Raw genomic sequence first — 13,281 nt, forward strand, 5'->3', positions numbered from 1 at the left:
AAACGTGAAGGTATGAAAAAGCTCTATACATTATTCTATATGTTGGGGTGTACGTCATTCTTGTATGCCCAAAATCCTGAGGAAGGTACTTTTTTAGTGAAGGAAAAGAACGCTGAACGTGTAGGAGAGGACTTGGTCATTACGATGAAGGCCGATATCAGTTCGATGCAGATCTCGCGCAACCAGTCGTTGGTTTGTACGCCATTGGTCGAAAGTGGCGACAGCGTCCGGGCGTTGGCTCCGATCATTATCAACGGGAAAGTCCGTCACATCTTGTATGAACGCATGGAACGGACAGGTAAGAAGGAATTGGAAATTAGACGCTATAATGATACCGAACAGCAGGTAGATTATCTGGCCCGTACACCGTATGCCGACTGGATGGAGAAGGCGGATGTGACGTTGGTAATGGACGACTGCGGCTGCGGTTGGAAAGCCTTGTCGCAAAACCGGGATAAATTGTTTGCCCTGAATTTTGCCGAACCGGTTGTTATCGACCCGATGCTGGTCTATGTGAAACCGGCTCCCGAAGAGGTAAAAGCCCGTCATCTGGACGGTAGTGCTTACCTCGATTTCCCGGTAAACCAGATTACTATCAATCCCGACTATCGTAACAACTCTGCCGAATTAAAGAAGATCCAACAGACCGTCGAGGAGGTGAAGAACGATCCGTATGCGACGATTACCAGCTTGTCGATCAAAGGATATGCTTCTCCCGAAGGTACGTATAAGGGAAATGCTTATTTGGCTGAAAACCGCGCCAAGGCTTTATTGAATTATGTAAAAGAACACTACGACCTCTCGGGCGTGGAACTGACAGTCGATTTTGAACCGGAAGACTGGGAAGGCCTGGAAGCGGCTGTAGAAAAAGGCAACTTGCCGGATAAGGAAGAATTGCTGGCCATCATCCGTGCCGACGAACCGGCGGATTGGGATGCCCGCGAATGGAAGTTGAAAACGCTAAATGGGGGTACTTCTTATAAGGTTTTGTCGCGTGATGTATATCCTGCCTTACGCCACTCTGATTATCGGGTAAATTATAATATTCGCAACTTTACGGTGGACGAGGCGAAACAGATCATCCAGTCTGATCCTTCGAAGTTGAGTTTGAACGAGATGTTCCTGGTGGCCGAAACGTATGAGGCGGGCAGCGAACCGTTCAACGAAGTGTTTGAAGTGGCGGTACGCATGTACCCGAACGATCCGGTTTCTAACCTGAATGCGGCGATCAGTGCGGTGAATACCCGCCAGCTCGACAAGGCGAAACGCTACCTGGCCAAGGCGAACGACTGCCCCGAAAAGCAACTGGCCGAGGCTTCCATCCTGATGTTGGAAGGGAAGCTGGCCGAGGCAAAAGCTCTCTTGGAAAAACTCCGGCATGAACCGGCTGTGACGACTCAGGCCGAAGAAAATATCCGTCAGATTGACGGGCAACAATAGATGTCGAACTTTAAAACGAAATGCTTTATGGGAATACGGTACAAATTAGTTCCACGGAAGGACTTTTCGAAAGGGGCGCTTGAGGATGCCAAGCTCTATTACCCCCAGTTATTGAATAATGGTAATATCACCTTTGACGAGGTGTGCGAAGCGGTGGCCGAACAGACGGCACTGACCCGGGCGGATGTGAAGGCGTGTCTGGACCGGTTGGCTTATATCATTTCGACCAACCTGAAGGCAGGGCGAAGCGTTAATCTGGGCGACTTGGGTTCGTTTCGGGTGGCACTGAGCAGTTCGGGTGCGACTACACCGGAAGAGTATGATGCTGCTACGATGATGCGCCCGATGAAGGTGGTTTATACGGCGGGAAAATCCATCCAGGAAATCCGTTCAAAAGCTACTTTCGACCGCATCAAAACGGAAGAGGCAGGCGGATGAAGGCTGTCCGTGCGCCGGGCATGGGTTGACCTGCTGGCAGATCAGCCGTGGTCTCTGGCAAGACCAGCGCTGTTCTCCTCCGAGATCAGCGCTGATCCCAAAGGAGGACAGCCGCTGATGGGGAACCGGATCACCCGCTGTCCTTGCTCGACATCACCCGCTGATGGGGAAGGTGGTCACCGGCTGATTTCGGAACACGTCTGCTAGGGACCGGGAAAAAGCCCCGGATGAAGAATGAAGAAATATAACTAAACTAAATAATGATTATGATGAATTTTAAAAGTACATTATGGGCACTCGCCTTCGCTTGCGTGGCGGTGTCGTGTTCAGACGACGTGGAAGACGGGCTGGACAACAATGAAGGAAATGAACTGAATGGACCGACTACCTATATGAAGGTGACAATCAGTTCGACTCCAACAACAAAGGCTACCGGAGGTGAAGAAGGAGATAATCCTCTTGGGGAAATTGGTGATGTAAGCGAATATAAGGTGAACGATGTGACAGTGATCCTGTATAAAAATAAAGCAGACGGGGATGATGTCGTAACCTCCTTTAATAAAGAGAGTAAGCTGGTTGCCGCAGGTTATAAAGATGGTATAGCTCAGATGGAAACCAGTAATGAAATATGGCACAGCCGCACGACGGCGACGGTAACTATTACTGTGACCGATCCAGAACAGGCAAATTCTTTTGATGGCAAGACTTATGGTATTATTGCTGTGACCAACCTTGGTGGAAGCAATGTATTGTGTGACCGCATCAAAGCGGATGATATTAATACAGGAGCAGAGTTGGCCAACTTCCTTCAGGTTAATGCGTGGAACAAGACCAATGGTTTCGTAATGTCGACTCATAATGATACTTATAGTGGTCCGGTCTCAATCTTTGATAAGGTAACATTAAAAGCGGGTACGAATGCTACGAACGCTCCGACCGCTTCGGTTCATGTTGAGCGTTTGGCCGCCAAGATACGCATTAATGAGGCTGATGATATCACCGACTTTATTTATACAGTTAACAAAGGAGAAGAAACAGAAGCCAAGGTCCGTCTGAATCAGGTGGCTATCGTCAACAAGCTGACCAGCGGTACTTATTTGCTGAAGCGGGTGACTTCACAGTTGACTGATGGTTATTCGGATCTGCCGGCAGACGCAACTAATGATTTGTTATTGGGCAATGAGTTAGCTGGCAATGAAGGAATTGCCCTGAACTACGTGATTGACCCATGGACAAGAGCTAAAGAGAATATCACGCCTAATGAATCTAATTTGGCTGATAGAGACGGATTGGAAGGCGCAAACTTGACTTCGCCTTCAACAGATGCTACATTGAGCTATGACAACGATTTTGACGGTGAAAATTATGCCAAAATGTGGAACGATTTCAGTGGTGTAGTGGATTTGTCTTCAAACAACGATGCTACATTCCCCTTGCATCTGGCATACACGCAGGAGAATACTACCTCTTTAAAGATGCAGAAGAACGGCTATTCTACCGGGGCACTCTTTAAGGCAACTTACTTCCCTAAGAAATGGGCGGTTACTAAAACAATTGTTTCCGGTACGACAATCGGAAAAGTTGAGGCTGATGATATTGACTATAATGGCGATGAGGAAGGAACAGGTTATGACGATATAGGTAGTTCTACTGTGGTTCCGACTGATTTCAAGTTCTATGTTTACGAAGGAAACGTCTACAAGGACTATGAGGCTATCTTCAATGAGTTCGTTTGGACACAGCAGGAACCGTTGGACGGTCAAGCTGACGTGACGATCTACAGCTACACCGACTTCACAGATACAAACATTGAAAACATCAAGGTGGCTGATTTCTTCAACCATCTGCTGGCCGAATTCTCTGATCCGTTTGGATATATAGATTACTTGAAAGAGAAGTATGATACGGATAAAGATGGTAAATATGATAGCAGTGATGCGAATTTTGCTGAAAATAAGCTATTTGATGCGAATGACGCTATTGACGGTAACGATTTCTTGACTGATGAAAGAAAGGGTAAAATCAATGCGGTAGTTCTGCCTTATGATGGAGGTGTATGCTACTATCCGTATTGGATCCGTCATGCCAGCAACAACATCCCAACAAAGATGTCTGTCATGGAGTTCGCTATCGTGCGTAACAACATCTATGACATGACTGTAACGGGTATCAGTGGCCTTGGGCTTTCTGGAGCTGAAAAGCCGGATCCAAGTAAGGATGACGAGGAGGATAAGTACTACTTTAACGTCGAGATTTACGTCAAGAACTGGGTAGTCCGCTCCAACAGCGGCATCATCCTCTAAGTAAGGAGGTAATCTAGTTGTTTCAATAATCATTGATCCCCTCGCCCCGTTGGTTGGGCGAGGGGATAACTACCAACCAATCCTATTTGTCATTGGCAGAAAACAAGTCTATTTAATACCGATATGAAGAGATATTTTAATAACATCACCAGATCGATCGGCGCGTTGGCCCTGCTGGGTCTGGCCGCGTGCGATTATATTCACGACGACTCGCTGCCCCTTTGCGAGTATCGCCTGCGCTTCGTGTACGATTACAATATGAAATACGCCGACGCCTTCCAGCATGAAGTGAATAAAGCCGCTTTGTTTATCTGCGACGACAAGGGTAATTTTTTGATGCGGCGGGATATTGAAGGCGATGAACTGAAAGCGAATAACATCCGGATGGATTTGGAACCGGGCACGTACTACCTCCTGACTTGGGCAGGGCTGGACAAAGGCTCTTACGAGTGGCCCGAACTGACGCCGGGTACCTCTACGATAAAAGATATTCGCGTGAAAACCTTGAGAGAGTCGGATGCGACACAACCCAACGAACTCGAACCGCTTTGGCATGCGTTGGATACGCTGGTTATTACTGGGGCTGTGCATGAAGAGAAAGAGATTTCGTTGGCCAAGAATACCAACAAACTACGCGTCGTGCTGCAGGATACGGAAGGCTACAGCATGGACGTGAAAGATTTTACCTTCCAGATCGTGGCAGACAACGGCTACATGGACTACGACAACCAGTTGCTCGACGATCCTGCCATCACCTATACGCCTTACTACGCCAAGAGCATCGACATCGCCGGTGGCGATACGATCAACGGCAAGCCGGCGAACCAATATGTGGCCGTGGCCGAGCTGAACACCATGCGCCTGATGGACAAGCAAAACTACCGCCTTATCGTGCGTCATAAGGGCTGGGAGGAGGACGTGCTCAACGTCAACCTCTGCAACTACCTGCTCCTGACGCAGATGGAAGGGCACGACATATCCGCCCAAGAGTACCTCGACCGCCAAGACGAGTACTCGATCGTCTTCTTCCTGACCCCGATCATCTGTCCGGATTGCCCGGATCCAGATCCGGATCCTGAGGATCCGGAAGATCCTGATCCAGAAGACCCTGATCCCGAGGACCCTGATCCAGAAGACCCTGATCCTGAGGATCCCGACCCAGAAGATCCCGATCCTGAGATCCCGGATCCACCACATCCTGTCGTGGGCTACGCGTGCTACAAGATACAGGTAAAAGACTGGGTAATCCGCCTGAACGAGGGGGAACTATGAATATCAATTGACAATTAACGATTGACAATTGACAATTCCTAATTCCCCTCTTGAGAGGGGGCAGGGGGTGTGTTAAATTGACAATTAACGATTGACAATTGACAATTAAGCGCTCCCGAAGGCAATCGTCAATTGTCAATTGTCAATCGTCAATTTGAAAAGTCAATTATCAATTTGAAAGGCCAATTGTCAATTGTCAATTATCAATTATCAATTTAAATAGATAGAATATGAACCGATTGAAAGATACATACAAACACATGGCGGCGGTGGCCTCGGCGCTGCTGCTCGCGCTGTCCGTCCTTCCCGCCTGCTCCGACGACGAAGGAGGAGGCCCCGGCGAGGAGGAAGGGAAGCTGTATACGGTAACGCTCTCGCTGAATCCATCGGCTCGGGGGGCGGTGACGAAGGCGAATCCCGATTGGGCTACTGATACGGAAGACGCGGAATTGGGAGCCTTCGAGCGTCACATAAAAGATTGCGTCGTGGCGATTTTTCGGGATAACGCGTTCGTATCGAGCCTTTCCGCCGGCATTCAAAATGTGAAGGAAGATATAACGCTCGACAATTCGGGCACGGAGCATGCGAACAATGCCACGAAGGTAGGCGAGGCTACCGTGGAGCTTCCGGCTGGTAATTATACCTTTTACGCTTTCGCAAACCTTAGTAGCTTAGATAAGATAACAACGGGAGGAACTAATGCGGGTACTGATTTAATCAATAAAATATTGACAGGTGATAATGGTACGCTTACTCCAAGCGCGTTGGAGGCACTGACGGTTTCCTTGGGCGATGATCCCAATCTATACAATCCGGAGGACGAGGTCTATATTCCGATGAGTAGTTATGGAGAAACGAAAGTATTAGAAAGCGATGACCAGATGGATATCACGCTTTTCCGTATGTTGGGGAAAGTTACGCTCACGATCGATAACCAGACACAAGGTGATTTGGAATTAAGTGGCATCACGATGGGGAACTTCCGTCGGGGTGATATATTCTTGGTACCTTATAAGTCCGGAAATATCACATTAAACGATTTGACACAAAACGAGGAAAGCTATCAACCGAAATTGCCGGATGAAACAAATAACGCTAAAACACATGAACTTAAATATGAGGAGGCTAAGACAATTACCGCGGGGCAAAAGAGCGAGCGGTTTACTTTCTACGAGTTTGAGACCCGGAGCGAGCAGCAGGGTTCCAATCCGGTCATGAAATTAACCATGAATATCGTTGGAAAGGATGATAGCGAGAAGGATTTGGGATTCAGTTTCATGCGTCGTAACGATTGGCTGGATATTCCGGTAATGGTGCTGCCTACGGACTTGACGATGAGCTTCAAGGAATTGAATATGCCGATAGGAGGTACACCTTCGGAGATTACATATAATGCCCAAGAGCCTTTTGTGCCGGCGATACAGTATTCGATTTCCAAGGCGGGAGAGTTACGTATTGATTTCACGTTGGGCATAACCGGCTTTAATAATATAAAATTGGAGTACGAACCTACCACACCGCATGAGGTAGAGCAATATACCGAAGCTTTTTTAACCGAGAACACGAATGATTTATTATACGACGCGACAACTCAAGATGGTTTGGCTCCGAGAAGTGAATTGACGATTAATTCAACCGGGGATAATTCCGGTAATATCGTCATTACCTCGCAGGAGCTGGCTTATTTGGGCACGGCGACGATTGAGTTGACGCTTGTCGCTACTTATACGAACGCGGGTGATGGCACAGGTCGTGTAATTATTCCCTATACAATAATATTAACAAACGGTAAACCGGCGAAGTAAGGAGGCAATTAATCATGAAGCGAGAGGATACATATACTATATATAGGAGCGAGACCCGCGGCGAGGCCGCGCGGGACGCTCGAAATACGTCCGAGGGAAAAAAGAGTTTCATCCGAATGAAACAAAAGTTTCTTCCGAAGGAAACCGCGGTTCCCTCCGAAGGGAATTTCGCCCATTCCGCACGTCCCTATCCGGTAGCCTGCAAATTGCTTACATTTGTGTTCGCCTTGCTGTTTATTGGAGCCAACTGGAATGAGGCGTGGGGGCAAGAATATACGATTCAATATAAAAATGGGAGTCGGCAAACGAATATTCCGGAACGGGTAGATACAGTTTATATTCCGGATGGTATGTCAAGAGAATTGTATGTGCCGGAGTTGAGAAACAATGATGGACGGGCTGGTGGTAGTCCCAATTATAAATGGTATGTTCGCTGGTATCGTGCTGATGAAAATGGGGACCCGATAGCTATTAATAATAAATTTAAATCGACAATTGTAGATCTCAGAAATAAAGCGGTTATAGAAGGAGGAACAGTGGATACTAAAATACCTCATGCTGCGGCTTTGCATGAAACTCCAGAAAAAACTTCTTTATTTTGGTATCAAGCTTTTTTTAATGATCATACAAACGCTGGTTTAGGACCGGATCAAACTACAACATATTATATCTCTACAGCAACAGGAGCGTCAACTATCTTATATACAAGGAACGCTGGAGATACAGAGGATATTGTAATCTGCGATGTCAGCATGAATACTGACGAGAATTTATCTGGATCTACATTAACGGAACCTACATTATCTAAACGCTATAAGTTTGTGATTCGTCCTGCAAGTGAAATTGCAGAAAAAATTAAAAATGCTGGGAATAATAGTATAGAGCACTATGAAATAGCCTCCCCTTCTGATGCTAAAGGTATTAACATTCAAATGAAAACATTTCCTTCTAATTATTGTTGGTATGCAAATGAACAGGATGGAACTATTTTATCGGGAGATCATTATGTATATGTATATGACGGAGGAAAAAGCGGTAGTCTCGCTTCGGACAAACAAGTAATTGGATTGGGTGAAGTTTCATCGAATACGACTATAAATGTTTATGCTGAGACTTCTGATGGACAGAAAAGTCCGTTATTAGCTACGTTCAAAATAATTCCGCAAGCTAATGCAGCATTCATGTTGGAAGAGAATGTAAAGAACTCATCAGATCCTCGAAGAAATCCGGCAGCCCATTCGGATTTATATGAGGCTATCGGTGCTGCGGATTTTGATATGGATGCTAGAATACCATCTTCTGAACTCTCAAGTTCTAATAATTTATGTTCTACACCGATGAGTGCAGAATCAACTACGTATGCTTTCTTAAATCCCAATATAACGATGTATACGGCGCATAATCATGCTGCTTTGCAGAATCAATATGGATTGTATCATAGCGCAAACGTTCCAGGAGTATCTAATGATGGTGAATATTTTTGGTTCTTTTCATTGAGAAATAATCCTTATGCCAAATCGGTTTATGACCGTACTTATGCAAATACAGGTGGTAAAGAATGTGGTTATTTCTTTTATACAGATGCATCAAATGAGCCGGGACGTTGGGTGAAATTGAAGTTAGATGATGTGATTTGCCAATATACGGAATTGACAGTTACAGCATGGGTGAACGATATGACCACTTGGAATGAAACAAATGATGGCAAGCCATTACCTCCTAACATCAATATAAATTTTATAGGTAAGACAGGTGACAAAGAGGTCGTTTTACATCGTTTTACGTCCGGAGATGCTTTAACGGATTATTCTTATACATATGAAGGTAAGTCAGCAAATAAAAATGTTGGTAAATGGCAACAACTTTGTTATTCTTTTTCCATTTCAGAACAACAGACTTATGAAGCATATTATTTGGAAGTACAAAACAATACCGCTCATACATATGGTGCAGATTACGCAATAGACGATGTGCGCGTGTATAAATCGAAGCCGAACATCAAAGTACAACGTTATGATGCCTGCGATGCCGCTACACTGACCGTCAGTTTGGATTATACTACCATGTTAAGAAATATGGGATGGACTGCGAACGAGTCTATTGTGGATGAAAGTACGCAATTGTATAGCAATGATCCGGAAAATGGTTTTGATTTGGTAAAATATCGTTTTGGCTTGAATGGAAAAGATGCGACAGATCCTACAAAAGTGTCAGCGGAAAGCCATGTCGGTAACACTTATTTTTCCTTTGTAGAAGGATTTGACGAAAATACGACAGAAAATGTGATTGATGTTACAGATAGAGAACTGAGTAATGATGATGATCCGAATCCAATCGTACTTAAGAAAGGACATCAATATCGTTGGGTTCGCGTGAATAAAAGTTTAAGAGTACCGGTACCTCAATCTATGTATTCTTTCCGAGTTATAAACTCGACTGTTTATGAGGATAAAAATTATCCAAGTAGTAAAGAAGAAGCTTTGAGACGGGAAAAAATATTGAATTTACGGGCAGTTAAGGATTATAATACAGCGGTTAATTTATATAAAAATAATCAATCAGATTATGAACCCGATTCGGATTCGAATGGTAATATAACGGAAATCGCTCTACAAGGTCTTACAGAAGAGAATGTTACTAAAGAGGGATATGAAGACACCTATCTTAAAGTTATAGAAGAGCTTTATAGTCGCTTGCAAATACCTCGTATCCGTTGTTCGTGGATAGAAGCGGATGATCCCGGTAGAGTTTACCTTTATGCCTTAGACGTAAACAATACGGATTTGAAATATGTAGGTGAGCAGGTTGGTCTTGATAGCGAGGGCAATCCGATTGTAGCATCCGGTGAATACCATGTCGTTTTACAGGGAGCGCAAGCGGTAGAAAATTGGGAAGTCCCTGAAGGAGATGCAGATCATTCGACATCTTTTAACCTGAAAGATCCTTGTGTCTTGATATCTCCATTTAAGGTAGAACCGGCAGTGCGTATTACCGTGGAAACGGTAAATAATACCAATGCTTTGGCTTGCCTGGGTACGTTGCGTCATATTGAAGCAGATTTGATAGGGACAGACGGATCTGAACTAAGTGATGTAGCTTATAGTTTCGATTGGTTTTTAGGCTCAAAGGCTGATTATGACAAATTGACGAAAAATGAACTATTCGGCGATTATGATTTAAAGCATGCAATAGAAGAATTTAGAAAGGAAGAAGATATTGATAAAGAATTTGATATAGATGATGTTCGAAATGCATCAACAGTTAATGAAACTATCAAAGAGGGGTTGATACGTTTGTTTGAACAAGATTTATTACAGATTGCTACAACCGAATTTACTCGTCCTATTCAAAATGATTCGATCGTGGCCATGCCATTTATCATGGGTTATAATGTGGTGAATGATAAAATTTATTGTACAGATATAACAGCCGTTCGATTAGGAACATATAGCGAGGATGTTCCTATCTTACATCCGGGTTACCTATTAGATCCTTTTAAAGGCGAAGTCTCTTTGCGTTTAGGTCATCCGAATATGGGTGAAAGCATTGCTTTAAAGGTTCCGTTGCAAAAAGGTTTTGAAGAATCAATGGCAGATGCGGCTGAGCATTTAAAAACAGCGGATGTATCATCAGGGGTTGCCATGTATTTAAACAATCCAGATGAAGAATATCCGGAGATTGGAACAGCTAAACTGGATATTTCCAAAACAGATGATGAAGAAGCGATTGTAACTATTTCTTTGAAAGAAGAGGCGAAAGGAAAATTACAAGAAGGAAAAAAATACGAGCTGTTAATACCTTTTGCACAATATGACTATAGTGATACTCGTTTGTCCAGCGAATGTGATGGATTGATAACGTTGCCTGTAAAGATTGTTCCTCAATACCTGACATGGACAGGCGATACGAACGATAATTGGTATGATGAAAATTTATGGAAACAATCAACAAAAGGTGAATTGTATTTTGACGGTTATGCAGACAGTCCAAATACAGATGCCAATGGATCGGATGATATTGATGATGCTTATTCACCACTTTATTTCACCAAGATTACCCTATCAGGAAATCAAGAATTGGCTCTAATAGATGAGAGTGCATCAGAAAATAGAGATACGAACGATAATCGTTTCTTAAAAGGTTGGAGCGAACAAACGTCGGATGGTAAAGATATGGCAGACTCTATCCGTTACGAAATGGCGGTAGCAAATGCTGATGGAGATATTGTCCCCTATTATATTAATAAGGTAAGCGAAATCTACTTCAAGCCGGGGCATCTATGTATCGTCAGGATTACTTGACGTACGGGAAAGCGTGGGTAGACTTCGAGATGGAGGAGGGCAAGCCCTATTGGATGTCCGCCCCGTTGCAGAACGTCTATGCCGGCGATATGTACGCCCCATCCAATAACGGTCGGCAAGAGACAGCCGCCTTTACGGATATTACGTATAAAGGGAAACATGAAAATGGGACAACAAACAGCCGTTGGAATCCTGCGTTTTATCAGAAGGCTTGGGATAAGGCTATCGCTTATGTGACAAAAGAGGGCTACACCCATATGAATGAGAACGCAACAGATGTAGCGGCAGTAAAATCCAATTGGAGTATTGAGTACAATGATGTATGGGTTCCATATAGCAAGGGTAAAGGCTTCTACGCAAGAGTGGAAGATTTGCCTGAGGCTAATACAAGTGGTAAAGCATTAGTTCGTCTGCCTAAAGCGGATACACAATATAGTTATGAGGTTTCCACAAAAGCAAGTAATAATTTATCGAATCCAGATGGTAGTCCGATTAACCGGAGTAATGCCTATGCTTTGATGGATAAAAATGTAGTTGATAATACTACTGGTAATGATATCGTAATCGACCTTAATACAGACGTGGATGGTGATGATAGGCATTTCTTGATTGGTAATCCTTATATGACCTATTTGGATATGAAAGAGTTCTTTGAGGAAAATACTAATCTTGAAGAGAAGTTTTGGACGTTGGATCGAAATGGTACATCTGTAGGAACACCGGATGTGACTGTCTGGAGTGAAGCGAATGGCTATCATGATCATACAGATAAGACTGCTCAAAGCTATGTCGCCCCAATGACTGCTTTCTTTGTGGAACTGAAAAAGGATGCGACAACTAAGACAATTAAATTTACAACAGCTATGATGGCGGCAAAGCCTACGACTACAGATAATGTCTATACAAAGTCTTATTCTGCCTCCAACCCGATCCTGACCTTGACAGCGGAGCGGGGCGAGACACGAAGCGTGGCCCGGTTGTTGACATCCGACAAGGGGCACGACGAGTATGAGGCTTCGGAGGATGCCGTGCTCTTGCTCGACTCCGAACTGGACGCGCCGATGGTTTATACCGTGGCTGGAGACGTGGCGGCGCAATTCAACACGATGCAGTCGATCAAGAATGTGCCTCTGGGTGTTTATGCAGACAAAGGAGAAGAAGTAGAGCTGACCATTCGTGGTATTTCCCAATTTGCTGAGAAGCTTTACCTGTATGATGCGGTGACAAAACAAAGTACACCTTTGGATGACGATAGTTATACCTTCCGGGTGACAGGTCCGAGTCATGGCCGTTTTACGCTGACCTCTCAAAACCGGATTTCAGCAGAAAGCGATATTTGCGTTTACTCGCCTACTCCGGGACAGTTGCTGGTTATGTCCGCTCCAGAGGAACCTTTGCAACGTGTACAAGTATATGATATGTCAGGACGGATGGTGACAAGTCGCGACAATATTGGAAATACAACCAGTCAGTTGACAGTACCTTCTGGTATTTATGTCGTTTATGCAGAAAATGAGACAGGAAATGTGCGCGTGAAGGTTAGAGTTCGATAAAAAGTAATTAGGATAATAAAGAAATGAATAGGAAATACGTTTTTGTAATATATAATTAACCCGTTGGCGGAATTAAATTAGCGCATATTTAACTTTGCCAATGGGTTTGTTGTTTTTATAGTTGATGTATTGTAGGATTGTAAGTGCGCTAATCTTCCCTATAATTCGG

At 44.3% G+C, this 13,281-nt stretch carries 7 protein-coding genes; all 7 read left to right on the top strand.

Annotated features, from left to right (window positions below; all coding sequences use genetic code 11):
• The first annotated feature begins 12 nt into the window (after positions 1 to 12).
• The 7 genes from MUN53_RS08380 to MUN53_RS08410 all read left to right on the top strand — a co-directional run bounded on the left by MUN53_RS08380 (position 13) and on the right by MUN53_RS08410 (position 13,112).
• Complete coding sequence (locus MUN53_RS08380) at positions 13 to 1,440, top strand: DUF3868 domain-containing protein (protein ID WP_243324720.1); 1,428 nt, start codon at positions 13 to 15, stop codon at positions 1,438 to 1,440.
• A gap of 27 nt (positions 1,441 to 1,467) precedes the next feature.
• Entirely contained in the window at positions 1,468 to 1,878 is a 411-nt protein-coding gene (locus MUN53_RS08385; RefSeq protein ID WP_243324722.1) for an HU family DNA-binding protein, read from the top strand.
• 266 nt (positions 1,879 to 2,144) lie between these two features.
• Positions 2,145 to 4,181 carry an Mfa1 family fimbria major subunit gene (locus MUN53_RS08390; RefSeq protein ID WP_243324725.1) on the top strand — a complete coding sequence of 679 codons (2,037 nt, stop codon included), beginning with the start codon at positions 2,145 to 2,147 and terminating at the stop codon, positions 4,179 to 4,181.
• A gap of 123 nt (positions 4,182 to 4,304) precedes the next feature.
• Complete coding sequence (locus tag MUN53_RS08395) at positions 4,305 to 5,453, top strand: FimB/Mfa2 family fimbrial subunit (RefSeq protein ID WP_243324727.1); 1,149 nt, start codon at positions 4,305 to 4,307, stop codon at positions 5,451 to 5,453.
• 230 nt (positions 5,454 to 5,683) lie between these two features.
• On the top strand, positions 5,684 to 7,258 hold the full coding sequence (locus tag MUN53_RS08400; protein ID WP_243324729.1) for a hypothetical protein: 1,575 nt from the start codon (positions 5,684 to 5,686) through the stop codon (positions 7,256 to 7,258).
• A gap of 350 nt (positions 7,259 to 7,608) precedes the next feature.
• The gene (locus tag MUN53_RS08405) at positions 7,609 to 11,559 is read left to right on the top strand and encodes a hypothetical protein (RefSeq protein WP_243324731.1); all 3,951 of its coding nucleotides are present in this window, start codon (positions 7,609 to 7,611) and stop codon (positions 11,557 to 11,559) included.
• On the top strand, positions 11,538 to 13,112 hold the full coding sequence (locus MUN53_RS08410) for a T9SS type A sorting domain-containing protein (RefSeq protein ID WP_243324733.1): 1,575 nt from the start codon (positions 11,538 to 11,540) through the stop codon (positions 13,110 to 13,112). The genes MUN53_RS08405 and MUN53_RS08410 overlap by 22 nt, the downstream gene beginning before the upstream one ends.
• Positions 13,113 to 13,281 lie beyond the last annotated feature (169 nt).

The sequence above is a fragment of the Parabacteroides faecalis genome (genome assembly GCF_022809355.1).
Classification (GTDB): domain Bacteria; phylum Bacteroidota; class Bacteroidia; order Bacteroidales; family Tannerellaceae; genus Parabacteroides; species Parabacteroides faecalis.